This is a genomic window from Mycobacterium sp. NBC_00419, assembly GCF_036023875.1.
In the GTDB taxonomy this organism is placed as follows: Bacteria; Actinomycetota; Actinomycetes; order Mycobacteriales; family Mycobacteriaceae; genus Mycobacterium.
In genome coordinates this window covers 2,295,155-2,319,690 of record NZ_CP107931.1, presented here as the reverse complement: position 1 = coordinate 2,319,690, position 24,536 = coordinate 2,295,155, and the positions used below count along the sequence as shown (strand labels likewise).

At 69.1% G+C, this 24,536-nt stretch carries 27 protein-coding genes; 19 read left to right on the top strand and 8 right to left on the bottom strand.

The features are described from left to right. The first annotated feature begins 17 nt into the window (after positions 1-17). Complete coding sequence (locus OG976_RS11050) at positions 18-434, top strand: hypothetical protein (RefSeq protein ID WP_328361829.1); 417 nt, start codon at positions 18-20, stop codon at positions 432-434. A gap of 15 nt (positions 435-449) precedes the next feature. On the opposite strand, the gene OG976_RS11045 is transcribed toward OG976_RS11050, so the two are convergent. From OG976_RS11045 to OG976_RS11030, 4 genes are all read right to left on the bottom strand, one after another. Beyond that, positions 450-1,412 carry an alpha/beta hydrolase gene (locus tag OG976_RS11045; protein WP_328361826.1) on the bottom strand — a complete coding sequence of 321 codons (963 nt, stop codon included), beginning with the start codon at positions 1,410-1,412 and terminating at the stop codon, positions 450-452. Positions 1,413-1,422: 10 nt separating this feature from the next. Then, positions 1,423-2,442, bottom strand: coding sequence for an allantoicase (gene alc, locus OG976_RS11040; RefSeq protein ID WP_328361823.1), 1,020 nt, complete (start codon positions 2,440-2,442; stop codon positions 1,423-1,425). Positions 2,443-2,496: 54 nt separating this feature from the next. After that, positions 2,497-3,033, bottom strand: a complete 537-nt coding sequence (locus OG976_RS11035) for a 2-oxo-4-hydroxy-4-carboxy-5-ureidoimidazoline decarboxylase (protein ID WP_328361820.1) — start codon at positions 3,031-3,033, stop codon at positions 2,497-2,499. A 79-nt stretch (positions 3,034-3,112) separates the two neighbouring features. Continuing rightward, entirely contained in the window at positions 3,113-3,601 is a 489-nt protein-coding gene (locus OG976_RS11030) for an inorganic diphosphatase (RefSeq protein WP_167097186.1), read from the bottom strand. Between the two features lie 160 nt (positions 3,602-3,761). On the opposite strand from OG976_RS11030, the gene dacB reads away from it, so the two are divergent. The 5 genes from dacB to OG976_RS11005 all read left to right on the top strand — a co-directional run bounded on the left by dacB (position 3,762) and on the right by OG976_RS11005 (position 8,217). Continuing rightward, positions 3,762-5,147: a D-alanyl-D-alanine carboxypeptidase/D-alanyl-D-alanine endopeptidase gene (gene dacB, locus OG976_RS11025; RefSeq protein ID WP_328361813.1), complete on the top strand. Its 1,386-nt coding sequence runs from the start codon at positions 3,762-3,764 to the stop codon at positions 5,145-5,147. Beyond that, positions 5,144-6,205: a zinc-dependent metalloprotease gene (locus OG976_RS11020; protein ID WP_328361810.1), complete on the top strand. Its 1,062-nt coding sequence runs from the start codon at positions 5,144-5,146 to the stop codon at positions 6,203-6,205. Before dacB ends, OG976_RS11020 begins: the two co-directional genes overlap by 4 nt. Further along, complete coding sequence (tilS, locus tag OG976_RS11015) at positions 6,184-7,146, top strand: tRNA lysidine(34) synthetase TilS (RefSeq protein WP_328361807.1); 963 nt, start codon at positions 6,184-6,186, stop codon at positions 7,144-7,146. Before OG976_RS11020 ends, tilS begins: the two co-directional genes overlap by 22 nt. A gap of 30 nt (positions 7,147-7,176) precedes the next feature. After that, positions 7,177-7,752: a hypoxanthine phosphoribosyltransferase gene (gene hpt / locus OG976_RS11010; protein WP_328361804.1), complete on the top strand. Its 576-nt coding sequence runs from the start codon at positions 7,177-7,179 to the stop codon at positions 7,750-7,752. Between the two features lie 75 nt (positions 7,753-7,827). Further along, the gene (locus OG976_RS11005; protein WP_328361801.1) at positions 7,828-8,217 is read left to right on the top strand and encodes an MmpS family transport accessory protein; all 390 of its coding nucleotides are present in this window, start codon (positions 7,828-7,830) and stop codon (positions 8,215-8,217) included. Between the two features lie 9 nt (positions 8,218-8,226). Here OG976_RS11005 and OG976_RS11000 read toward each other — a convergent pair whose 3' ends face one another. Further along, positions 8,227-8,952 (bottom strand): SIMPL domain-containing protein, encoded by a 726-nt coding sequence (locus OG976_RS11000; RefSeq protein WP_328361798.1) that lies wholly within the window; start codon positions 8,950-8,952, stop codon positions 8,227-8,229. A 34-nt stretch (positions 8,953-8,986) separates the two neighbouring features. Here OG976_RS11000 and OG976_RS10995 point away from each other — a divergent pair, with 34 nt between their 5' ends. Continuing rightward, positions 8,987-9,775, top strand: coding sequence for an MBL fold metallo-hydrolase (locus tag OG976_RS10995; RefSeq protein ID WP_328361795.1), 789 nt, complete (start codon positions 8,987-8,989; stop codon positions 9,773-9,775). Here the strand turns inward: OG976_RS10995 and OG976_RS10990 are convergent. Beyond that, a complete protein-coding gene (locus OG976_RS10990) occupies positions 9,772-10,947 on the bottom strand; it encodes an LLM class flavin-dependent oxidoreductase (RefSeq protein ID WP_328363410.1) in 1,176 nt (391 codons plus the stop codon). The two genes, OG976_RS10995 and OG976_RS10990, sit on opposite strands and share 4 nt — an antisense overlap. Before the next feature lie 2 nt (positions 10,948-10,949). Beyond that, positions 10,950-11,915: an alpha/beta fold hydrolase gene (locus OG976_RS10985; RefSeq protein WP_328361792.1), complete on the bottom strand. Its 966-nt coding sequence runs from the start codon at positions 11,913-11,915 to the stop codon at positions 10,950-10,952. Positions 11,916-12,090: 175 nt separating this feature from the next. On the opposite strand from OG976_RS10985, the gene ftsH reads away from it, so the two are divergent. From ftsH to OG976_RS10925, 12 genes are all read left to right on the top strand, one after another. Next, positions 12,091-14,403 carry an ATP-dependent zinc metalloprotease FtsH gene (gene ftsH, locus OG976_RS10980; RefSeq protein ID WP_328361789.1) on the top strand — a complete coding sequence of 771 codons (2,313 nt, stop codon included), beginning with the start codon at positions 12,091-12,093 and terminating at the stop codon, positions 14,401-14,403. Positions 14,404-14,421: 18 nt separating this feature from the next. Beyond that, entirely contained in the window at positions 14,422-15,024 is a 603-nt protein-coding gene (gene folE, locus OG976_RS10975; RefSeq protein WP_328361784.1) for a GTP cyclohydrolase I FolE, read from the top strand. Between the two features lie 29 nt (positions 15,025-15,053). Then, positions 15,054-15,881 carry a dihydropteroate synthase gene (gene folP / locus OG976_RS10970; protein WP_442930524.1) on the top strand — a complete coding sequence of 276 codons (828 nt, stop codon included), beginning with the start codon at positions 15,054-15,056 and terminating at the stop codon, positions 15,879-15,881. After that, the gene (folB, locus tag OG976_RS10965) at positions 15,874-16,275 is read left to right on the top strand and encodes a dihydroneopterin aldolase (protein ID WP_328361781.1); all 402 of its coding nucleotides are present in this window, start codon (positions 15,874-15,876) and stop codon (positions 16,273-16,275) included. The genes folP and folB overlap by 8 nt, the downstream gene beginning before the upstream one ends. Next, positions 16,272-16,823: a 2-amino-4-hydroxy-6-hydroxymethyldihydropteridine diphosphokinase gene (gene folK / locus OG976_RS10960; RefSeq protein ID WP_328361776.1), complete on the top strand. Its 552-nt coding sequence runs from the start codon at positions 16,272-16,274 to the stop codon at positions 16,821-16,823. The genes folB and folK overlap by 4 nt, the downstream gene beginning before the upstream one ends. Next, complete coding sequence (locus tag OG976_RS10955; protein ID WP_328361773.1) at positions 16,823-17,293, top strand: DUF3180 domain-containing protein; 471 nt, start codon at positions 16,823-16,825, stop codon at positions 17,291-17,293. The genes folK and OG976_RS10955 overlap by 1 nt, the downstream gene beginning before the upstream one ends. Positions 17,294-17,358: 65 nt before the next feature. Next, the gene (locus OG976_RS10950) at positions 17,359-18,582 is read left to right on the top strand and encodes a DUF6779 domain-containing protein (RefSeq protein WP_328361770.1); all 1,224 of its coding nucleotides are present in this window, start codon (positions 17,359-17,361) and stop codon (positions 18,580-18,582) included. 92 nt (positions 18,583-18,674) lie between these two features. Continuing rightward, complete coding sequence (locus OG976_RS10945; protein WP_328361767.1) at positions 18,675-19,613, top strand: Rossmann-like and DUF2520 domain-containing protein; 939 nt, start codon at positions 18,675-18,677, stop codon at positions 19,611-19,613. Further along, positions 19,613-20,542 (top strand): pantoate--beta-alanine ligase, encoded by a 930-nt coding sequence (panC, locus tag OG976_RS10940; protein WP_442930523.1) that lies wholly within the window; start codon positions 19,613-19,615, stop codon positions 20,540-20,542. The genes OG976_RS10945 and panC overlap by 1 nt, the downstream gene beginning before the upstream one ends. After that, the gene (gene panD, locus OG976_RS10935) at positions 20,542-20,958 is read left to right on the top strand and encodes an aspartate 1-decarboxylase (protein ID WP_328361761.1); all 417 of its coding nucleotides are present in this window, start codon (positions 20,542-20,544) and stop codon (positions 20,956-20,958) included. Before panC ends, panD begins: the two co-directional genes overlap by 1 nt. A gap of 2 nt (positions 20,959-20,960) precedes the next feature. After that, positions 20,961-21,776 (top strand): type III pantothenate kinase, encoded by an 816-nt coding sequence (locus OG976_RS10930; protein ID WP_328361759.1) that lies wholly within the window; start codon positions 20,961-20,963, stop codon positions 21,774-21,776. A 21-nt stretch (positions 21,777-21,797) separates the two neighbouring features. Further along, positions 21,798-23,210 (top strand): MFS transporter, encoded by a 1,413-nt coding sequence (locus tag OG976_RS10925; protein ID WP_328361757.1) that lies wholly within the window; start codon positions 21,798-21,800, stop codon positions 23,208-23,210. Here OG976_RS10925 and OG976_RS10920 read toward each other — a convergent pair. Beyond that, positions 23,121-24,530: a hypothetical protein gene (locus OG976_RS10920; protein WP_328361754.1), complete on the bottom strand. Its 1,410-nt coding sequence runs from the start codon at positions 24,528-24,530 to the stop codon at positions 23,121-23,123. The two genes, OG976_RS10925 and OG976_RS10920, sit on opposite strands and share 90 nt — an antisense overlap. Between the last annotated feature and the right edge of the window lie 6 nt (positions 24,531-24,536).

Here is a 24,536-nt window from a genome sequence, read left to right as displayed (position 1 = left end):
TCCCTAGCGTGGCGACTATGCCGGAATCACGCGGGCGCAGTCCACGGGTGTTCATCACCGACGCGGTGGGGGAGTGGACGGAGCTCACCGCAGGCGGTCACCCGGTGGTGCGCCTGCGAGCAGCCAATCTCCAAGAGGCCCAGCGCCGCCGCCGCCGGCTGCCCGCCGACGTCCCGGTGGTCCTCGACGTCGCCGTCGCGGTCGCCGAGGACTCCCGCATCGCGCTCACCGCGATCTCCGGACATGCCGGTGAGTCGACGGTGCACTACGCGGGCACGGTGGACGGCCTGGCCGGAATGGTCGCCGACCTGTTCGTCGCCGGGGTGGCCGACGGGGTGACGCTGATCCCGCTGTCACCGCAGGAGGACCTGCGGCCCCAGGCTCAGGATGCGCTGCGCCGGATCCGTAGCCGGCTTCGCATCTCGGCTGCCTGACCGCGTCTGCAACGCCTACAGCGCCCGCAGCCGGCGCACCCGGTCGGCGATCACCCGCTGGGACACATCAGCCGCGGGTGCCAGCGCCTCGAAGGCGTGCGGGCAGCCCGGGTGCACATGTAGTTCGGTGGGCACCCCGGCCGCTAAGAGCCGCTGCGCATAGCGAACATCCTCGTCGCGGAAGATGTCCAGATCGCCGGTGTCGAGGTAGGTCGGTGGCAGGCCGGCCAGGTCCTGCGCCCGTGCGGGCGCACAGTAGGCCGACACCTCGGCACCACCGGCCGCGTCGCCGAGCAGCGCACCCCAGCCGGTGACGTTGTCTTCGTAGGTCCAGGTCAGAAATTCCGGGGGCAGTGCAGGATCCGGCGTAGTGGTGCGGTCGTCGAGCATCGGGTAGATCAGCAGCTGCAGCGCCAGGTTCGGGCCGCCGCGGTCGCGGGCCAGCAGGCTCACCCCGGCGGCCAGCCCGCCACCTGCGCTGTCGCCGGCCACCCCCAGCCGGGACGGGTCGACACCGAGCTCACCGGCGTGCTCGGCCAGCCAGCACAGCGCGGCGTAGCAGTCCTCGACCGGCGTTAGGCCCGAATGTTCAGGTGCCACACGGTAATCCACCATCAGCATCGGCACCCCGGAGGCGGCGACGTAGGCGCGCACGCCGGTGTCGTAGGCCGGCGAGGTTTCGGCCAGGCTGTAGATCATGCCGCCGCCGTGCAGGTAGAGAACCGCGCTGCCCGGCGGGGCGGAGTCCGGGACGTACCAGGTCAGCGGCAGCTCGGCACCGTCGGAGGCGGTGACGGTGTAGTGGTGGGCCTGCACGCCACTGACCGGTGGGCGGCCCGCGGCGAGCACCTCGAAGAACGGCACAGCGCGTTCCCGGCGGGTGGCGACGTCCCCCACGGCGGGCGGCTCGAGCTGGGCGGCGGCTTCCATCAAGGGCTGCAGGAAACCGAGGACTTGAGGATCCATCGATAGGGCCACGATCGCCAATCTAGGCGCTGGCGTCCCACCTGTGGTGCACCGTGCGCAGCCCGTCGTCGGTCAACCGACCGAAGAGTCGCAGCCGGGCCATCCCGCCGTCGGGGTAGATGTCCAGGCGGGCGTCGGTGACCGGGGGTGCGTCGTCGAGCAGGAAACGGTGCCGGGTATCGGGCCGCAGGTCCGTCACGGGCAGCACCTCGAACCAGTCACCGGAGCCGTCGCGGCCCATCAGCCGTCCCTGTCCGGGGCTGTTGCCCAGAAAGTACGAGGTGTCCAGTTCGGCGCCGGTGAGCACGCCCTGCCCGGCCAATCGCACCTGCACCCAGTCGTTTCCGGCGTCACGTCGCCGCGAGGTCTCCCAGCCGTCGCCCATCGTGCGCGCTGTGCCGGGCAGCAGCAGGTTGTTCGGCGAGCCGTAGAACATGTTGGAGCAGGCGGTGACTCGGCCGCCGTTCTCCAGCGCGGCGAGATCCAGCGGGGTGCCCTGGGCGAAGCGGGGGTCCAGTAGCGCCTCGCCGTGCACCCGAAATCGCGCCACGCCGCCGTCGGGGTAGATCGATAGCCGGACGTGCGTCCAGCGGCGAGATGAGTTGACCTTGAAGGGGTTTCGGGTGTCGCCGTTGACACCTGTGCGCTCGACGACGGTGGTCCACGGGGTCACCTCGAGCAACTCCCCGACGCCGGGGTAGCCCTCGACGAAGGCGGCTTCGACGGAGATCTGCGGGGGATAGTTTCCGGTGAACCAGGCCGTGTCGATCACGACGCCGTGCACGACGGCCGGCACGCCGAGGCGCACGATCGCCTGATCACAGTCGTCGGCCGTGACTCCCCGGCGCCTGCGGGTCTCCCAGCCGTCGTAGATCTGGCCCTTGTGGCCGAAGGTCGCCGGGCGGAACTCCGCCGGCTGCGGCTTGATCAGGTTCTCCCGCTCGGCGAACAGGTCGTCGTTGGCCCACACCACCGAACCGCCGGCCGGGCGCGCCGCCAGATCGGGAAACGACAGAAATTGTGGGGTCGCGGCGCCGGTCACCGGGCAAGCCTAAGTGTCGGGCCGCATCTCGGCCGGACGGACGGCGTTGGGGTGTCAGCCCCAGTTGTCGTAGCCGCCCTCGGGGCCCAGCATCCGCTCGAGGCGGCTGCGGTTGATCCGGGCCAACTCGTTGCGCACCACTTTGCGCTCCGTCTCGGGATCGTGGTGCATCCGGTCGCGGACCATGCCAATGACCGACTCGGCGCAGCAGTCAGGTGCCAGCCCGCCGACGTGCATGACGAAGTCGTAGCCGAAGCGTTCGGAGTAGTCCTGCACCACGGCGTTGAGTTCCGCCATCACCTCGGGGCGCTCATCCCACACCGAGCAGTGCTCGGCCTGCGACTTGGTGCTGCGCGGCCGGCTGCCGACATGCGGATAGGCCTGCAGGATGTCGTCGATCGAGGTCTCCGAGAGCGAGAACAGCAGCGCGTCGGCACGCCGGAACAACGCATTGTGGTCGGCATACGGGCGTCCCCTGGCCAAATCCCTGGCCAGCGTCACGCTGTTGCAGCACTCGTAGAGAGCGTGCACGGCCTTGCGATCCGGCAGCTCGTTGAAAGCCTGCAGACCGATGCCCTGATGCAACAACACGTGTTCATCATGGGAAACCCAAACCACAACCGGGTTACCGGATGTTACGGGCAGGCTAAATCCTGCACCGCGCTCTCAATCAGTGACCTTCGGCGGCGAACCGCTCCCGTGAGCGTTCCACCTCGGCCTCGGCCTCGGCGCGGCCGACGAAGTCGGCGGCCTTGACGTACTTGCCGGGCTCGAGGTCCTTGTAGTGCACGAAGAAGTGCTTGATCGACTCCAGTTCGAAGCTCGACACGTCGCCGATGTCCTGGATGTGGTCCCAGCGCGGGTCGCCGGCGGGCACGCAGAGCACCTTGTCGTCGCCGCCGGCCTCGTCGACCATCTTGAACATGCCGACCGGGCGGGCCTCGACGATCACTCCGGGGAACACCGACTGCGGCAGCAGCACCAGGGCGTCGAGCGGATCGCCGTCTTCGCCGAGGGTGTCCTCGATGAAGCCGTAGTCCGCGGGGTAGGCCATCGGGGTGTAGAGGTAGCGATCGAGCCGCACCCGGCCGGTTTCGTGGTCGACCTCGTACTTGTTGCGCTGGCCCTTGGGGATCTCGATCGTGACGTCGAATTCCACCGCGCGACTCCTTTTTTCGATGGTTCTGCTCGCCCGAGCTGATCCCGGGTCGCTTCGTTCCTGCCCGCCGGCGCCGCCGACGGCGCCTAACCCTAACGCCACCGATACCGCGGTCTACAGGGTGGTTGGGCACAATGAAGCCAATGCAGTCAGGAAAGTCATGAATCCCTCGCGGTGGCGGCGCTCCACCCACGCGATGGTCGCCGCGGCGGTCATCGCGCTGGTCGCCGTGGTCGTCGCGGCCGTGGCTTTCCTGACCACGGGCGCGGACAGCAGTACCGCGCAGCTGCCCGCCGCGCCACCGCCGGCCACCGCGAACCCGGCGGTCGTGCCGGTGTCGGACTCGGCGGGTGCGCCCACCACGGCGGGCCTGGCCGCCGCCCTCGCCGCGCCCGTCGCCGACCCCAACCTGGGCAACATCACCGGACGGATCACCGACGCCGACACCGGCGAGCAGCTCTGGGAGCAGCGATCCGGGGTTCCGATGCAGCCGGCATCGACCAACAAGGTGCTCACCGCCGGTGCCGCACTGCTCACCCTGGACCGCGACGAGCGGGTCACCACCACCGTGGTCGCCGCCGACCAGACCCGCCAGCCCGGCGTAGTGGTGCTCGTCGGCGGCGGTGACGCCACGCTGTCGGCGGCCCCGGCCGACGAGGACACCTGGTATCGCGGTGCCGCCCGCATCAGCGACCTGGCCGACCAGGTCCGCAAGAGCGGCATCAGCGTGAGCGCCGTGCAGGTGGACGGATCGCTGTTCAGCGGACCCGACTTCGCGCCGGGCTGGGATCCCGCCGACATCGCCGGCGGCGATATCGCACCCCTGCAGGCGGTGATGGTCGACGCCGGCCGCACCCAACCGACCACGGTCGAGTCGCGGCGCTCCACCACACCGGCGCTGGATGCCGGGAGGGCGCTGGCCGCGGCGCTGGGCGTCGACCCGGCGACCGTCACCTTCGCGGCCACCGCGCCGACCGGACGTCAGCTGGCCGCGGTGCAGTCGGCGCCGCTGATCGAACGGCTCCGGCAGATGATGAACGCCTCGGACAACGTGATGGCCGAAACGATCGCCCGTGAAGTGGCCAAAGCGACCGGCCGTCCGCTCAGCTTCGCCGGCGGCGTCGACGCCGTCACCAGCACCCTGGCCTCGGCGGGCGTCGACATGACCGGCGCCACCCTGTTCGATTCCAGCGGGTTGTCGGTGTTCGACCGGCTGACCGCCACGACCCTCGACGAGGTGGTCGGCGTGGCCGCCGGCCGCGACCATCCCGCGCTGCGGCCCCTGGTGGATCTGCTGCCGATCGCCGGCGGCAGCGGCACCCTGTCGGATCGTTTCCTGGGCGGTGATCCGAGGACATCGTCGGCTGGCTGGCTACGCGCCAAGACCGGCTCGCTGACCGGAACCAACTCGCTGGCCGGGATCGTCACCGACGCCGGCGGCAAGGTCCTCACCTTCGCGTTCATCTCCAACGACGCCGGCCCGATGGGCCGGGTTGCGATCGACACCCTGGCCGCGACGCTGCGCACCTGCGGGTGCGGCGCATGAGCAAAACACCGGATGACCTGACCGTCGGTCGGGCCGTGGACTGGCAGTTCGCCGGAACCGTCGGCGCCTGGCTGACCCGGCCCGGACCGCCGGCCACCGACTACACCCGCCGTCAGGCCATCGACGAGCTGGCCAGCGCATCACGCGCGGCTGAAGGGCCGGTGCGTGACGTCACCCATCTGGGCACAGATGCGGCCGTACCCGACGCCCGAATCGTGGACCGCGAGCAGTGGATCCGCGCCGCGGCCGACTCGATGCGGGTGATGACGGGCGGCACGGACAAGGCGGCCAACCCGATCACCGGCCGCATCACCGGAGCGCAGACCGGCGCGGTGCTGGCGTTCGTCTCCTCGGGCATCCTCGGCCAGTTCGACCCGTTCGCCGTCGGGGCGCAGGCCGGCGGGCAGCTGCTGCTGGTCTACCCCAACGTCATCGCCGTCGAACGCCAACTTCGGGTTTCGCCCTCGGACTTCCGGCTCTGGGTATGCCTGCACGAAGTGACACACCGCGTGCAGTTCAACGCCAATCCCTGGCTGGCGCAACACATGTCACGCGCGCTCGGCGTACTGACGTCGGACGCGGGTGACGACGTCGCGACCGTGGTGGCCCGGCTGGCCGAGTTCGTCAAGGACCGGCGCTCGGGCAGCAAGCCGCCCGACCCCAACAGCGAGGGCATCCTCGGCTTCATGCGCGCGGTGCAGTCCGAGCCGCAGCGTCAGGCGATGGATCAACTGCTCGTCCTGGGCACTCTGCTGGAGGGCCACGCCGATCACGTGATGGACGCCGTGGGCCCGGCCGTCGTGCCGTCGGTACACACCATCCGCAACCGCTTCGACCAACGCCGGCAACGGCACCAGCCGCCGCTGCAACGCCTGCTGCGTGCGCTACTCGGACTGGACGCCAAGATGAGCCAGTACACCCGCGGCAAGGCGTTCGTCGACCACGTCGTGACCAAGGTCGGCATGGACCGGTTCAACACCGTGTGGTCAGGCCCCGACACCCTGCCGCTGCCCGACGAGATCGAAGATCCGCAGCGGTGGATCGACCGGGTGCTGTAGTCCGGCTGCGGGCCACCCTGGCCGGGTTCGCGGCGGATCACCTGCCCGCCGCGGCCGGTTGGTGCGTGGCGCTGTCCGGCGGGCCCGACTCGCTGGCCCTGACCGCGGCCGCCGCCGCGACGCTGCCGACCACCGCGTTGATCGTCGACCACCAACTACAACCCGGCTCGGCGGACGTGGCCGAGGCGGCGCGGGTTCAGGCACTGCAACTGGGCTGCGTCGACGCCACGGTGCTCGCGGTCCGGGTCGGCACCGAAGGCGGGCCCGAGGCCGCCGCCCGCACCGCCCGCTACACCGCCCTGGACGCTGCCCGGGCGCAGGCCCCGGTGCTGCTCGCCCACACCCTCGACGATCAGGCCGAGACCGTCCTGCTCGGTCTGGGCCGCGGATCCGGTGCGCGGTCCATCGCCGGGATGCGGGCCTGCGACCCACCCTGGTATCGGCCCCTGCTCGGCGAACGCCGCAGCCTCACCCACGCGGCGTGCGCCGAACTCGGCCTTGCCGCATGGGACGACCCGCACAACCACGACTCGCGGTACACCCGTGTCCGGCTGCGCGGCGAGGTGCTCCCGCTACTCGAAGACGTCCTCGGCGGCGGTGTTGCCGAGGCGCTGGCGCGTACCGCGGCGGCACTGCGCGAGGACACCGAGGCACTCGACGCGCTGGCCGAGGCCGCGCTGGCCGAAGCCGGCGGCGGTGACGCCCTGCCGGTGGCGGCGCTGACGGATCTACCGGCGGCGGTCCGGCGGCGGGTGATCCGCGGGTGGCTGCTGCGCGGCGGAGCCAGCGGACTCACCGACAAGCAGATTCGCGCGGTAGACGCGCTGGTCACCGCGTGGCGGGGCCAGGGCGGGGTGGCCGTCGGCTCGGATCTGCGCCACCAGAGACTGTTCGCGGGCCGCCGTGACGGCGGGCTCGTGTTGTACGTCCAGCCCGTCTAATTGGTTGTGGGGGCCTGAGCGTGGGACAGTGTGCTCGTGTCGGACCACGACCTATATCCCGGGGACATCAAATCGGTCCTGTTGTCCCAAGACCAGATTCATGTCCGAACCGGGGAGCTGGCGGCCCTGGTCGCCAAGGACTACGGCGATTCGCTCGACGGTCAGGACCTGTTACTGGTCACCGTCCTCAAGGGCGCGGTCATGTTCGTCACCGACCTGGCGCGGGCGATCCCGCTGCCCACCCAGCTGGAGTTCATGGCCGTCAGCTCGTACGGGTCGTCCACGTCGTCGTCCGGTGTGGTGCGAATCCTCAAGGATCTCGACCGCGATATCCACGACCGTGACGTGCTCATCGTCGAGGACATCGTCGACTCGGGCCTGACGCTGTCCTGGCTGCTGCGCAATCTGGCCTCCCGCCACCCCAAGTCGCTGCGGGTATGCACGCTGCTGCGCAAGCCCGACGCCGTGCGCGCCGACGTCGAGATCTCCTACGTCGGCTTCGACATCCCCAACGAGTTCGTCGTCGGCTACGGGCTGGACTACGCCGAGCGGTACCGCGACCTGCCCTACATCGGCACGCTGGACCCGAAGGTCTATCAGCACTGAGCTGCCCATCCGCGAAATTCACTGATCACAGGTAGTGTCCTCGCTTCTATACACGCCTGACTGAGATGGGGACTCATGACTTCGATGACGCGCCGGCTGCCGCAAGCCACCTGGGGGCGCGTCGCGCTCGCGGCGACCGTCATATTCGGTGCTGGGCTCGTCGTGGCGCCGGACGCCGTGGCTGACGGGGATGTGGTCGTCTACTCGGTCACCAGCGACGGAACGTTGTCGAACGTCACCTATCTCGATGCGGACGGAAATCGCCAGCAGCTCAACAACGTTTCAGCGCCCTGGACGACGACGTTCGTGGGACAGCAGATCAATCCGTCCTACGGCGTGACGGCCCGATCCACCGGCTCGCAGGTGTTGTGCACCATCACCGTCAACGGAAAGGTGATCGACCGGGATTCCGACAACGACGGCACGGCCGATGTCGACTGCCACGAAGATTTCGGCGACGACTGAGCGCGAGCCTCAGCCGAGTTCCCAGACCGCCGTCACCGCGAAGCCGACGGTCTGTTCGCCCGGCTGCAGCGGCACCTCGGAGGCCATCGCCCCGCGCGGCATCGGTGCCGGCATCGGCTGAGGCGGGGCCGGGCTACCCGGCGCCTCGCTGATCGAGATGATCGTGCCCAACGACAACCCGGACAAATCCGCGTACTGCTGCGCACGCTCCTTGGCGTTGTTGAACGCGCGCGCCCGGGCATCGTTGACCAGCTTCGAGTCGTCCTCGATCGAGTAGCTCACCGAGTTGATCCTGGTGGCGTCCCCGCCGGCGCTGACGACGTTGGCCAGCACCTGCGACGCGGTGTCGAGCTTGCGGATCTTGATCTGGATCGAATTGCTGGCCCGGTAGCCGGAGATCACCGAATTGTCGCTGTACTGCGGCGCCAGGCTGACCTGTGTGGTGCTGATGTCCTTGGCGTCGACACCGCTGGCGTTCAGCGCGTTGAGCACCGCTTTTTGCCGGTCGTTGGTCTGGTTCATCGCGGTGGTCACGTCCGGGGCGCTCGCCTCGATGGTGACATCGGCGGTCAGCGTGTCGGGAACGCCCTTGACTTCACCGGAGCCGACGACCGTCACCTGTCGCGGGCTGCCGCCGGCAGGTGCGCTGCCCGCGGCGTCGCAGCCGCTGAGAACCGCGGCAGTGACACCCGCAGCGGCTACGAGACCAGTGAGTCGACGTCCGGCGATCGGCATCCTGCCACCGTACCGGCGGCACTACAGTCGTTGGATGCCTCGGCCCCGGCTCACCCACCTCGGCGGTCCCACCACTCTGATCGAGCTCGACGGTTGGCGCATCCTCACCGACCCGACCTTCGACCCGCCCGGGCGGCGGTACACCTTCGGATGGGGTACCTCCTCGCGCAAGATCGCCGGCCCGGCGCAACCGCCGGCCGACGTGTTCCCGGTCGATGCCGTGCTGCTCAGCCACGACCATCACGCCGACAACCTCGACGACTCCGGCCGCGGGCTGCTGCGCCAGGCGACAACGGTGCTCACCACCGTGCCGGGCGCGCGGCGGCTCTCTGGCGCCGCGCCAGACGTGCGTGGTCTGGCCGACTGGGAGTCGACGACGCTGACCGCCCCTGGCCGGGCGCCGCTGACCATCACCGCCACTCCGGCCCGGCACGGCCCGAAGTTCAGTAGGCCCATCGCCGGAAAGGTGATCGGCTTCGCCCTGCACCGCGAAGGTGAGCAGGCCGCAGCGCTGTGGATGTCCGGTGACTCGGTCCTCTATGACGGTCTACGCCAAGTGGCTCAACGGTTTCCGGTCGACGTGGCGCTGCTGCACCTGGGTGGCGTGCGGTTCTGGTTCACCGGCCCGGTGCGCTTCACGATGACGGCCGCAGAGGCCGTCGAACTGATCCGGCTCATGCGGCCCGATGTCGCGGTGCCCGTGCACTACGGCGGGTGGACCCACTTCCGCGAGCCGGAAAGCGTTATGCGTCAAACACTGTCGGACTCGGACGTGAGTGACCGCATCCGCTGGCTGGCCCCGGGCGCGCCTACCGAGGTCTAGGCCCGGCCGCCGGTGTGCTCGCCGATCGCCTTGACGATCGCCTCGCCCACTCGGCCGAACAGGTCACCGCGCATGTCCCGGGCCCATTCGTGCGAGGCCTCGGCCGCGCGGAGCTGGCCTTTGAAGTGCGGGATGACCTTACGGGCGAACAGGTCGTAGGAGTGATAGGTGGCCTTTGGGTCGGCCCAGTCGTGGCCGAGCATCAGGAATGTGCCGAACCCGCCGGACTTTTCCAGGAGATCGGTGATGTAGGCGATCGCGTCGTCGGGGGTGCCGATGCAGCAGTTGCCCTGCGCCGCATAGTCGGCCACGAACTCGCGCGGTGTCTTCGCGGGTTCGGAGACATCGTTGGACAGCGGCACGAACCCGGCAGCGCCGAAGTAGTTCGCGAAGTCCTGCAGCCCGTAGGTGCAGTCGTCGATGGCCTGCTCGCGGGTGTCGGCCAGGTGCACGATACCCAGCACCCGCCAGTTGGCCCGGTCGGGTTCGGCACGGCCGGCCTCGTTGGCCTTGTCCACCACGATCTGCCAGGCATTGTCCAGCGCCGCGTACCCGCCGGGAACCGACATCGACAGCGACAGCAGCGAGGTTCCCAGCGTCCCGGCCAGCCGCGGACCCGATGGGGAAACCATTGCTGCCGTTGATATTTCGGGATACGGCCAGGTGTACGGCCGGATGTGCAACTGCGCGTCGCGCAGGGTGAACCAGTCGCAGTGCCTGCTGATGCGTTCGTCGGGGCCCGCCCGGAACAGGGCGAGGATCGCCTCCAGCGACTCCTGCATCATCTGTCGCTGCTCGACCGGGTCGATGCCCATCATGTAAGCGTCCGAAGGCAGCGCGCCGGGACCGGTCCCGAACATCACCCGGCCCCGGGTCAGGTGGTCGAGCAGCACCCATCGGTCGGCGACCATCAACGGGTGGTGATAGGGCAGCGAGACCACGCCGGTGCCCAGCCGGATGTGTTTGGTGCGCTCGGCGGCTGCGGCGATGAACACCTCGGGGCAGGCGATCAGCTCGTAGCCGCCCGAGTGGTGCTCGCCGAACCACACCTCGTCGTAGCCAAGGCGATCCAGCGCCACGGTCCGTTCAAGATCGTATTCGAGTGCGACAGTGGGGGATTGGCCGACAGGGTGAAACGGCGTGACGAACACGCCGAAGTTGAGGGGTCGCATTGTCACCACTCCAATCCGGATAGGAAATCCACTAGCTCGCGGTTGATCTCGTCGGGTCGTTCCTGCTGAATCCAGTGCCCGGCGCCATCTAGCAGCACCTGCCGGTACGGGCCTTTGACCACCTCGGTCGCCCGGTCGACGCGGGTGAAGCCGAGCGTGGGATCGTCGGTGCCGCCGACGAACAGCGCTGGGACAGTGATGGTTTCGCTCACCGGCCGGCCCAGGATGTGCCAGTTGCGGTCGAAACAGCGATACCAGTTGAGCGCCCCGGTGAACCCGGTGCGACCGAACTCGGCGGCATAGTGCTGCACTTCCTCGGCGTCCAGCCAGTCCGGCAGTCCCTCGGGCTGGGCCAGCCGGTCGAGGAAGCCCTCGGGCCCCGGTGTCAGCATCCGCTGTGCGGCGTCCTCGCTCCTGGGTGTGCGCATGCCGCCCAGCAGCAGGCGCATGGTCCGCAGCGGATCTCTGGCCAGTTCGGCGTCGGCGGGGCCGGGCTGCTGGAAGTAGAGGATGTAGAAGAAGTTGTCGCCGAAGATCCGCCGGAACGCCTCGGTCGGCGGTGTCTGCGGCCGCGGTATCGGCGGCACCGACAGACCGGCGACCCCAGCGACCCGATCGGGGTGCAGCAGCGGCATGTTCCAGGCCACCACGGCGCCGAAGTCGTGCCCGACGATCGCGGCGCGCTGTGCGCCCACGTCGTCGAGCAGTGCGGCCACGTCGCCGGTCAGTGCGGCGATGTCGTAGTCCTCGATCGCGCCGGGGCGCGACGATCCGCCATACCCGCGCTGGTCGGGCGCCAGCACGTGGTATCCCGCCTGCGCCAGCACCGGGATCTGGTGGCGCCAGGAGTAGGCCAGCTCGGGGAAACCATGGGTCAGGACCACCACCGGGGCACCCCGCTCACCCGCCTCGACCACCCGTAACCGAACACCGTTGACGTCAACTAACCGTTCGGTTGAGGCGGCCACCGTGGTAGCCAAGCACAGCAGCCAGTCCGTCGGAAGAGGCGTGTTCGCTCACGGGTGAACACGAACCAATCCCTGACGGAAACCGCCGGGGCACTTCCCTACGTTGGTGTAGCGGTAGCCTGAACTATTCCAGCTGCGCATATCGGAAGGATCTGGCCGGACACGGCCTATGTAGATGAACCGGAAAAACGTGATCCGCACACTGACGGTGGTGGCCGTGGTGTTGCTGCTCGGCTGGTCGTTCTTCTATTTCAGTGACGACACCCGTGGCTTCAAACCCGTCGACACCTCGGTGGCGATGGCCCAGATCAACGGCGAGAACGTCAAGAGCGCCCAGATCGACGACCGCGAACAGCAGCTGCGCCTGGAGCTCAAGAACGGCAACGGCGACACCGAGAACTCCAACAAGGTCATCGCCAAGTACCCGACCGGGTACGGCGTCGACCTGTTCAACGCGCTTCAGGCCAAGAACGTCAAGACCAACACTGTGGTCAACCAGGGCAGCGTCCTGGGCTCGCTGCTGGTCTACATGCTGCCGCTGCTGCTTCTCGTCGGCCTGTTCGTGCTGTTCTCCAGGATGCAGACCGGCGGGCGGATGGGCTTCGGCTTCGGTAAGTCGAAGGCCAAACAGCTCTCCAAGGACATGCCGAAGACGACGTTCGCCGACGTGGCCGGCGTCGACGAGGCCGTCGAAGAGCTCTACGAGATCAAGGACTTCCTGCAGAATCCGTCGCGGTATCAGGCGCTCGGCGCCAAGATCCCGAAGGGCGTGCTGCTCTACGGGCCGCCCGGCACCGGCAAGACGCTGTTGGCCCGCGCCGTCGCCGGCGAGGCCGGGGTCCCGTTCTTCACCATCTCGGGTTCGGACTTCGTAGAGATGTTCGTCGGCGTCGGCGCATCCCGGGTGCGTGACCTGTTCGAACAGGCCAAGCAGAACAGCCCCTGCATCATCTTCGTCGACGAGATCGACGCCGTCGGCCGCCAGCGCGGCGCCGGCCTGGGCGGCGGCCACGACGAACGCGAGCAGACGCTCAACCAGCTCCTCGTCGAGATGGACGGTTTCGGCGAACGCCAGGGCGTCATTCTGATCGCGGCCACCAACCGGCCCGACATCCTCGACCCGGCGCTGCTGCGCCCCGGCCGCTTCGACCGCCAGATCCCGGTCACCAGCCCCGACCTGGCCGGCCGCAAGGCCGTGCTGAGGGTGCACTCGGCGGGCAAGCCGATGGCCCCCGACGCCGATCTCGACGGTCTGGCCAAGCGCACCGTCGGCATGTCCGGTGCCGACCTGGCCAACGTCATCAACGAGGCCGCGCTGCTCACCGCCCGCGAGAACGGCACCGTCATCACCGCCGCGGCCATGGAAGAGGCCGTCGACCGGGTGATCGGCGGCCCGCGCCGCAAGGGCCGCGTCATCAGCGAGCTGGAAAAGAAGATCACCGCCTACCACGAAGGCGGTCACACGCTGGCGGCGTGGGCGATGCCCGACATCGAGCCGATCTACAAGGTCACGATCCTGGCGCGCGGACGTACCGGCGGCCATGCCGTCTCGGTGCCCGAGGACGACAAGGGCCTGATGACCCGCTCGGAGATGATCTCCCGGCTGGTGTTCGCGATGGGTGGTCGCGCCGCCGAGGAACTGGTGTTCCGCGAGCCGACCACCGGTGCGGTCTCCGACATCGACCAGGCCACCAAGATCGCCCGTGCGATGGTCACCGAGTACGGCATGAGCTCCAAGCTCGGCGCGGTCAAGTACGGCACCGAGCACGGCGACCCGTTCCTGGGCCGCACCATGGGCACCCAGTCGGACTACAGCCACGAGGTCGCCCGCGACATCGACGACGAGGTCCGCAAGCTGATCGAGGCGGCACACACCGAGGCCTGGACGATCCTCACCGAGTACCGCGACGTGCTCGACATCCTCGCCGGTGAGCTGCTGGAGAAGGAAACCCTGCACCGCAAGGAGCTGGAAGCGATCTTCGGTGATGTGAAGAAGCGCCCCCGGTTGACGGTGTTCGATGACTTCGGCGGCCGCATCCCGTCTGACAAGCCCCCGATCAAGACCCCGGGTGAGCTGGCCATCGAACGCGGCGAGCCGTGGCCCAAGCCGATGCCCGAGCCGGCCTTCAAGAAGGCGATCGCGCAGGCCTCGGCGCAAGCGTCAGCGGCCGCCCAGGCCCAGCCCAACGGCGGCAACGGCAACGGCGCCCACCACGGTGCACCGCCGCAGCAGCCCGGTACCAATCAGCCGGATTACGGTGCGCCCGCCGGCTGGCACGCTCCCGGCTGGCCTCCGCCAGGCCAGCAGGGTGGCGGTGGCTACTGGTATCCGCCGCCGCCCGGATGGGGACAGCCGCCGCAGCAACACGGGCAGCCATACCCGCCGTATCAGCCCTACCCTGCGCCCAGCCATGCCGGGCCCGGGTCGGCTCCGCAGGACGACGCCGGTGACGACGGCAACCGGCCCAACCCGCCGGCTAACGGTTGATTGACGAACGGAGCCCCAATGGCGCAACCGACCTCGATAACTCTCGAGACGCCGGTTTTTGACCAAGAGCGTGCCGAGGCGGCAGTGCGTGAACTGCTGCTTGCGGTCGGGGAGGATCCCGAGCGACCAGGTCTGCTCGACACCCCGGCCCGCGTTGCGCGGGCCTTCCGGGAGATGTTCGCCGGCCTCTACACCGACCCCGACGCCGTGCTGGAGACCACCTTCGACGAGCAGCACGACGAACTCGTCCTGGTCAAGAACATCCCGATGTACTCGACCTGCGAGCACCACCTGGTGGCGTTCCACGGTGTCGCGCACGTCGGCTACATCCCCGGCGACGACGGCCGGGTGACCGGGCTGTCGAAACTGGCCCGGGTGGTCGACCTCTATGCCAAGCGTCCTCAGGTGCAGGAGCGGCTCACCACACAGGTCGCCGACGGGATCATGCGGAAGCTGAAGCCGCGCGGGGTCATCGTGGTGATCGAGGCCGAGCATCTCTGCATGGCGATGCGCGGAGTCCGCAAGCCCGGCGCCACCACCACGACGTCGGCCGTGCGCGGACAGTTCAAGACCGACAAAGCATCCCGAGCAGAGGCGCTGGAACTCATCCTGCGGAAGTGAACAGATTCCCTCCCCGGGTCGCTGCGCTCGTGCCCGCCGGCCCCGTGCAGGTGATGGGAGTCGTCAACGTCACCGATGACTCCTTCTCCGACGGCGGACGCTACCTCGATCCAGGTCGTGCCGTCGAGCATGGGATTCAACTGGCCGCCCAGGGTGCGGCGATCGTGGATGTCGGTGGCGAGTCGACCCGTCCAGGCGCGGTGCGAATCGACGCGGCAGTCGAGACCGCCAGAGTGGTTCCGGTGGTCAAAGGACTTGCCGCCCAAGGGATCACCGTGAGCATCGACACCATGCATGCGGCGGTCGCCGCTGCCGCCCTGGAGGCCGGCGCCAGTATCGTCAACGACGTCTCGGGCGGACGAGCCGACCCGGCGATGGCGCCCTTGCTCGCCGACGCGAAAGTGCCATGGGTGCTGATGCATTGGCGCTCGGTGGGCGCCCAACGCCCACACGAGGCACCCGACTACCGCGACGTGGTGGCCGAGGTGCGCGACGAACTGCTGGCCAGCGTGGACGCCGCCGTCGCCGCGGGTGTGGAGACCGCCAATCTGATCATCGATCCCGGGCTCGGTTTCGCAAAGACGGCACAACATAATTGGGCTCTGCTGAACGCACTGCCCGAGTTCGTCGCGACCGGCATCCCGGTTCTCGTCGGAGCCTCCCGGAAGCGTTTTCTCGGCGCGCTGCTGGCCGACCGGGACGGCACCCCCCGCCCCCCGAACGGCCGCGAAACCGCCACCGCTGTGATCTCGGCACTGGCCGGCGTGCACGGTGCGTGGGGGGTCCGGGTGCACGACGTGCGGGCGAGCGTGGACGCGCTCGCCGTCCTTGATGCGTGGGAGGGTGGCGGTGGCTGACCGAATCGAATTGCGCGGGTTGACCGTTCGTGGCAATCACGGCGTCTTCGACCATGAGCGGCGCGACGGGCAGGACTTCGTCGTCGACATCACGGTGTGGATCGACCTGGCCGACGCCGCCGCCAGCGACGACCTGGCCGACACCTTCGATTACGGCGTACTGGCCCAGCGGGCGGCCGCCGTGATCGGTGGCCCGGCACGCAACCTCATCGAGACCGTCTCCGCCGAGATCGCCGAGGACGTCATGACCGACCCGCGGGTGCACGCCGTCGAGGTTGTGCTCCACAAGCCACATGCGCCGATCCCGTTGGCCTTCGCCGATGTGGCCGTCGTCGCCCGCCGATCCCGGCGCGGTGGCCGGGGCCAGATCGTTCCCGCCGGGGATGTGACATGACCCGGGTGGTGCTGTCGATCGGCTCGAACCTCGGTGACCGGATGGCCCGACTGCAGTCTGCCGTCGACGGGCTCGGCACCTCGGTGCGGGCACTGTCGCCCATCTACGAAACCGCTGCGTGGGGTGGTGTCGAGCAGGGCCCGTTCCTCAACGCCATCGTCGTCGCCGACGACGACGGGCTCGACGGCCACGGCTGGCTGGCCCGGGCCCAGGCGCTGGAACAGGCCAACGAGCGGGTCCGCGAGCAGAGGTGGGGTCCGCGCACCCTCGACGTCGACCTGGTCTGCTGCCATCACACCTCGCCTGCTGGTGACACCGAGATCTTCTCCCGCGACGAGGGGCTGACCCTGCCGCATCCGATGGCGCACCTGCGGGCGTTCGTCATGATCCCGTGGCTGGCGGTGGACCCCGCGGCGACGCTGACCGTGGCCGGCGAGCGGCAGCCGGTCCGGCGGCTGCTCGAGGAGCTGGATCCCGTCGAGCGCGACGGGGTGCGGCTGACCGACCTCATCCTGAACCTGCCGCCCGACGAAGCCGCCGGCCACTGATGGGTCTGACACGTAAACGCGACCTGCTGGCCGCGATCGTCGGCGTTGCGATCCTGGCCTGCCTACTGCTGCGCATCCTCTACAGCTACTTCCCGCCGATCACGGTATGGACCGGGCTGTCGCTGTTGGCGGTCGCCGCGGCCGAAGCGGTCTGGGGCTGGTCGGTACGAAGCAGGATCCGGGACGGTCAGATCGGCGTCGGCGGTGGCCGGCTGCATCCGCTGGCCGTCGCCCGCAGTCTGGTGATCGCGAAGGCCTCCGCCTGGGTTGGTGCGACGGTCGCGGGGTGGTGGATCGGCGTGCTGGTCTATCTGTTGATCATCCGCACCGACCATGCGCGGGCGGACATCCCGGGCGTGGTGGTGGCGGCGATCAGCGCCGTGGCACTCGTGATCGCGGCGTTGTGGCTCCAGAATTGCTGCAAGTCGCCCGGCGAGCCGACCGACGATCCCGACCGCGTAGCCGAGTAGCCGCCGGGGCGAATCGCCGCAGCTTGCGGACACGTGCACGGACATTGCCCAGGTACAGTCACCCCATGACCGTTCTGTCCCGCGGCAGCCGTAATCGGCGCGGCGGCCGCAGGCCGGGTTGGCTGCTCTTGACGACGTTGCTAGTCCTGGCCATCATCGCCAGTTCTGCTTTGGTCTTCACCAACCGCATCGAGCTGCTCAAGCTGGCGGTCGTGCTGTCGCTGTGGGCGGCTGTCGTCGCCGCCTTCGTCTCGGTCATCTACCGCCGCCAGAGCGATGTCGATGCCGCCCGGGCCCGCGATCTGAAGCTGGTCTACGACCTGCAACTCGACCGGGAGATCTCCGCGCGCCGTGAGTACGAGCTGAGCGTCGAGTCGCATCTGCGCCGCGAACTGGCCACCGAGTTGCGCGCCCAGGCCGCCGACGAGGTCGCGGCCCTGCGGGCCGAACTGACCGCGCTGCGCGCCAACCTCGAGGTCCTGTTCGACGCCGATCTCGGCGACCGGCCCGCGCTGGAGGGCGATCGCGCCGCTGCCGGCTACGGCGATTGGACCCGCGACACCACCACATTGCCGCCCACCCCGGGCCGGGTGCAGAGCAGCCGCATCATGCCGGTCAACGCCGAGGAAGCCGCCAGCCGCACCACTGAGAACCCGATCATCGACGTACCGGAGGAACCTCTGGTCGCCCCGGCGCCCCAGCAGCAGCCACCGTATGCGCCGCCACCTCCGCGGCGCCGCCAGGAGGAACCCCAGGTTCCCGACGACTACCGCGGATCGCACCGCAGGCCGTCGGACAACGGTGCCCGCCCGGCACCGGCTCCCCAGCGACCGTTCACGCCGCCGCCGCCCGAGCCCGCGCCGCCCGAGCCCGCGCCGGTGCCCCCCGCCGAGCACTCCGAGTGGAAGCCGGTGGAAGCCGACGGCCGCTGGCTGCCGCCGGGCGACGAGGCCGCCCGGGGCAGGCACTGGACCGGGCCGCAGGCGCCGGAAGCCCAGCCAACTCCGCAGCCCCGCCCTGAGCCGGCGATGCAGCCGGCCCCCGAACCAGCGACCCCGCGCGCCCGGCATTCCGTCGAGCCCGCGTCCTCCGGCCAGGCCCCGCCGGCCATGTCCACCCCGCCGCCGCCCGAGCCTGCCTCAAGGCATCGCGGCGACGACGCCGAGGACGATCAGCCGGAGGGCCCGAGGGGCCAGCACACCGGCGGCCAGTCCGTCGCCGAGTTACTGGCGCGGCTGGAGGCCAACGGCAACAAGGGCGGCGGCCGGCGCCGCAGGCGCGAGGACTAGGGCCCGGCCTGCCGGGTAAAGTTGACCCGACCGTCCGGTACCGGCAGCGCAGGACCGGAACGAAATCCAACGACGTCAGCGAGGTCGTCCAGGTGGGGACCCCCAACGGCTTGCGCCCGGCACGCCTCAAAGTGGGCGTCGTCTCGGCCGGACGGGTAGGCACCGCGCTCGGATTGGCACTCGAGCGCGCCGAACACGTCGTCGTCGCCTGCAGCGCGATCTCGAACGCATCCCTGCGGCTGGCGGAGCGGCGGCTCCCCGACACCCCGGTGCTGCCGGTCCCCGATGTGGCCGACAATGCAGAGCTGTTGCTGCTCACCGTGCCTGACTCGGAGCTCGCCGGACTGGTCAAGGGCCTGGCCGCCACGGGGGCGGTGCGGCGCGGAACCATCGTCGTGCACACCTCGGGTGCCAACGGCATCGGCGTGCTCGCCCCGCTGACCGCGCAGGGGTGCGTTCCGCTGGCCATCCACCCGGCGATGACGTTCACCGGTTCCGACGAAGACGTGGTACGTCTGGGTGAGACCTGCTTCGGAATCACCGCCGCCGACGAGATCGGCTACGCCATCGGCCAGTCGCTGGTCCTGGAGATCGGCGGTGAGCCGTTCCGGGTCAGCGAGGATGCGCGCACGCTCTATCACGCGGCCCTGGCGCATGCGAGCAACCACATCGTCACCGTGGTAGCCGACGCACTCGATGCGCTGCGCGCCGCGCTGGCCGGGCAGGAGCTGCTCGGACAGGAACTCGTCGGCACCACACCCGGCGGGCTGGCCGAGCGGATCGTGGGCCCGCTGGCCCGGGCCGCGCTGGAGAACACCCTGCGACGCGGCCAGTCGGCGCTGACCGGGCCGGTGGCCCGCGGTGACGCGTCCGCTGTCGCCGGTCACCTCGTCGCGCTCAACGAGGTGGACTCCCAACTGGCGCAAGCCTATTGCGCGAACTCCCTGCGTACCGCCCAGCGGGCGCGGGCTCCCAAGGAGGTCATTGAGGTGTTGACGGACTGGTCGGCCGGTCAAGGACGGGCACAGTGATCAAGGCGGGGCCGCAGTTCAGCGCCGGGCAACTCAACGTCTATCCGACTCCGCAGTCGATTGCCGACGTCACCCGGGCGCTGCGGCACACCGGACGGCGGGTGATGTTCGTACCGACCATGGGCGCGCTGCACGACGGTCATCTGGCTCTGGTCCGGGCCGCCAAGCGGGTGCCCGGTGCCGTCGTGGTGGTGTCGATCTTCGTCAACCCCTTGCAGTTCGGCGCCAACGAGGATCTCGACGCCTATCCGCGCACCCTGGACTCCGATCTGGACTTGCTGCGCGGCGAAGACGTCGAGGTGGTGTTCGCACCGGCCGCGTCGGCGATGTATCCCGACGGGCAACGCACCACCGTCCATCCCGGCCCGCTCGGGGCGGAACTGGAAGGCGCGGTACGCCCGACACATTTCGCCGGAATGCTCACCGTGGTACTCAAACTGCTGCAGATCGTGCGTCCGGACCGGGCGTTCTTCGGCGAGAAGGACTACCAGCAACTGGTTCTCATCCGGCAGATGGTCGCCGACCTCAACGTCGATGTACGCATCGTCGGGGTGCCGACCGTGCGGGAAGCCGACGGTTTGGCGATGTCGTCGCGCAACCGCTATCTGAATCCCGAAGAGCGCGAACAGGCTTGCGCATTATCCTCGGCACTGTTGGCCGGTATGTACGCCGCATCGGGTGGGGTCGAGCCGGCACTGGATGCCGCACGCGCGGTGCTCGACGAAGTGCCTGCCATCGAGGTCGACTACCTCGAGGTGCGCGGTCCGCAGCTGGAGCCCGCGCCGTTGTACGGCCCGGCCCGCATGCTGATCGCCGCCCGCCTCGGCGGCACCCGGCTGCTGGACAACATCGCCATCGACCTGTCGACCAACGCGGCCCCGCCCGGTGTCGGTCACGATGAGAACAACGAAATCAGTTGGAGAAATTGATGTTCCGGACGATGTTGAAGTCCAAGATCCACCGGGCGACGGTGACGCATGCCGATCTGCACTATGTGGGCTCGGTGACCATCGACGCCGACCTGATGGAGGCGGCCGACCTGCTGGAGGGTGAGCAGGTCACCATCGTCGACATCGACAACGGCAACCGTCTGGTCACCTACGCCATCACCGGTCAGCGCGGCTCAGGGGTCATCGGAATCAACGGTGCGGCAGCTCATCTCGTACATCCCGGCGATCTCGTCATCCTGATCGCCTACGGAACCATGGACGACGCACAGGCCCGCGAGTACCGGCCGCGCATCGTGTTCGTCGACGCCGAAAATCGGCAGATCGACCTCGGTGACGACCCGGCGCACATTCCCGACGACGTCACCGGTCTGCTGTCGCCGCGGGCTGTGCGGTAGTCGTGCTGCTCGCTATCGACGTCCGCAACACCCACACCGTCGTCGGGTTGATCTCCGGCTCGGGTGACCACGCGAAAGTGTCTCAGCAGTGGCGAATCCGAACGGAGTCCGAGGTCACCGCCGACGAGCTGGCGCTGACCATCGAAGGGCTCATCGGTGATGACTCCGAGCTGCTGACCGGAGCCACCGGCCTGTCCACGGTGCCGTCGGTGCTGCACGAGGTTCGGCTGATGCTCGAGCAGTACTGGCCGACAGTGCCGCATGTGCTCATCGAACCGGGGGTGCGCACCGGCATTCCGCTGCTCGTCGACAATCCCAAAGAGGTTGGCGCCGATCGCATCGTGAACTGCCTGGCCGCCTACGCCAAGTTCGCATCGCCGGCCATCGTGGTGGACTTCGGCTCGTCGATATGTGTCGACGTGGTATCGGCCAAGGGCGAATTCCTCGGCGGCGCAATAGCCCCCGGCGTCCAGGTGTCCTCCGATGCAGCAGCGGCCAGATCAGCGGCGCTGCGGCGGGTGGAGATGACGCGGCCGCGGTCGGTGATCGGCAAGAACACCGTCGAGTGCATGCAGGCCGGTGCGGTGTTCGGGTTCGCCGGTCTGGTCGACGGTCTGGTGGCCCGAATCCGTGAGGACGTCGACGGATTCGGTGGCGATGACGTCTCGGTCGTGGCCACCGGTCACACCGCCCCGCTGCTGCTGCCCGACCTGCGTACGGTCGCCCACTACGACAAGCACCTGACCCTCGACGGGCTGCGGATGGTCTACGAACGAAACCGGGACAACCAGCGCGGCAAGCTCAAGCCCGCGCGCTAACGCCGGGGCTAGCATGAGTTCGTGAACCCGGCGGTCAGGAATCCCCGTCTGGTCCTGTCCGTCGTCACGATGGCGGCCTTCTTCCTGTCCATCGACCTGACGTTCGTCAATGTCGCGCTCCCGGATATCGGGCGGCAATTCCACGCGTCCGCGCCCGATCTGGCCTGGGTCGTGGACGCCTATACCGTGGCGCTTACGAGCCTTCTGATCCCCGGGGCCGCGGTGGCCGAGCGGTTCGGCCGCAAGGCGGTATTCATCTGCGGCATGGGCTTTTTCGCCGCGGCATCACTGGCAGGCGGGCTGGCGGAATCGCTTCCTCTCCTGCTCGCGGCGCGCGCGCTGATGGGTATCGGGGCCGGCATGATGCTGGCACCGGCGATGGCGATCACCGCGATGTCCTTTCCTGCAGCTGATCGCCCCCGCGCACTGGCCGTGTGGGCCTCGGCTGGAGCGCTGGGTATGGCGCTCGGCCCGGTAGTGGGAGGTTTGGTCGTCGGTGCGTTGGGCTGGCGATGGGCGTTCCTGCTGCCGGTGCCGGTTCTGGTGGTCGGACTGGCGATCGGGACGATGGCACTACCCCGTGGCCGCGGGCCCGATGGTATTGCCCTCGACGGCTGGGGAACGGTGCTGGCGCTGGTTGCCTTGCCGCCGTTGGTGGCAGGTCTCATCGAGGCGCCCATCCTGGGATGGTCCAGCCCGTGGACAGTCGGACTGCTCGCGCTCGGCGCGGCGCTGCTGGCACTGTTCGTGTTCTATGAACGGCGCGTGCCTGCGCCGGCGTTCGACGTCCGGGTGTTCAGTCGGCCAGCAGTGGCCGGGGCGTCGCTACTGCTATTCGCCTCCTACGTCTCATTTATGGGCGTGCTGTTCCTCGTCACTATCGAGCTGCAGGACATCGCGGGTCTCGGCCCGGTCCGCTACGGTCTCGTCCTGGTTCCCATGTCGGCCGCGTACTGGCTGATGTCGCGGGTGGGCGCGCGCGTTGCACGTGCCGGAGGCGCACGGCATGCGATCGGGTGGGGCCTGGCCGCGACAGTCGCCGCGTTCACGATTCCGGCGTTGGCGCCGAACACCGTGCCGTGGACCCTGCCCGCTCTTGTCCTGATGGGCATTGGCAACGGCCTGCTGGTGCCGGTGGCTGCGGCCGCAGTGCTCAACGCATTACCTGACCGTGCCCTGGGCACGTCGAGTGCGCTGTCGGTGATCGCCAGGTTCGCGGGCGGCGCCGTGGGCGTGGCAGCCATCGCCTCGGCCGTGGCCTCGGCTCCGACGCTGGACGCGGGGCTCACCTTGGGGTACTGGGTGGGCGCTGTTGCGCTGCTGGCGCTGGCAGTCGCCGCCGGGCTACAGCTGACCCGGACCAGGCGCCGCACCATGGGCGAACGCGGAGCCCTCGACGGGGGCGGCCGCTCCTGGGAGCCGGGCCAAGTCTGAGGCCCGCACGGAAAAGTCGGGTGTGCGGGTGATGGCGTCACCGTCGATCAGCTCAGTGTGTACCGGCGCGCAGCCCAGGTTCTCCAACAGCACGTGCAGAAGTAGGCCGCGCTCTGCCGGCGAGCAGCACCCGCGCCCCAGCACCTCGTCGGGCAGTGCAAGCCGCGAGGGGTCACCGAGCGCCGGCGCGTCCGCCGGCCCGCCCGCCAAGGCCAGCGCGTCGTCCACCGATCGCAGCCCGGCGGCCCGCGCGGTCACCAGGGGACCCCGCCGGGCCGCAGCCAGGTAGGGCATGAGGTCGTCGACCTCCAGTGATCGGAATGCCAGCAACGCCTGTGTGGCAGCCGAGACCGTCCCCCCGGCCGCCGTCACGTGGCTGCGCACCACCTGCTGTACCTCGGCCGCCGATGCGCACCGGACCGCCTCATCGAAGAGGATGTCGTGCGGTGAGGGTGCGACGAACTGCAAGTCGCCAGGCGAAGCCTCGAACCCGTGCGGGAGGTGGCCGAAGAAGTCCACGATCATCGCCAAGGTGCGCTCGATCTCCTCGGGAGGCAAGGAACTCACCCCGGTGCGAAAGTCGACGTGCCCACGCCGACTGATCAAGCGCCGGAAGGGGGCCGCCATCACCGATGTGACGGCGGCGCCGGGGTCTCCACCGTGCTGGTGGATGACCTTCTCGCGGAACAACTCTCGCGTATAGAGATTTCGTTTGCTCCAGAACCACCACGGCTGGCCACCAGTCCATCCGAACACGGTGTAGTGCAGGCTCGATGCCAGTATGGCGATCCCATCGAGCGCGGCGGTCAGCGCGGGCGCCGTCATCACCAGAGCGGCGAACAACCCGGCCTCATCGAGGCATGACGTAAGTCCGCGTGGGCGCTGGGCGCCCCCGGAAGTAGTCCGCCGCGCTGCATTGATCACGTCGACATTGGCATAGGCGTATGCGGGGAACCGGCCGGCCGCGATCGACTCCTGCAGATCGTCATCCGGCGCCAGCAGTCCGGCGCGTCGCCGATCGTCCCAACCGTGGTTGATATCGGCGATGGCCTGGTCGATCACTGCGGCGCCGAGGCGCCCACGCTCGGCATCGAGGTCCAGTACGCCGCTCACTTCTGCCACGCGATCGGGAAGCGCGTGGGTGAAGGACGTATCCACCACTCGGCGGGCGGCTTCCAGCGGATCGGGGGCGGCGGCCACCTTTCGTCCCAGCCGCCACAGTCGGGGTGACATGGCGTTGGCCATCACCAATGGCAGCAACACATCAGGCTCGGCAATGGCGTCGAACATATTCGGGGCCACCAGCTGCGATGGTTCCATCTCCCC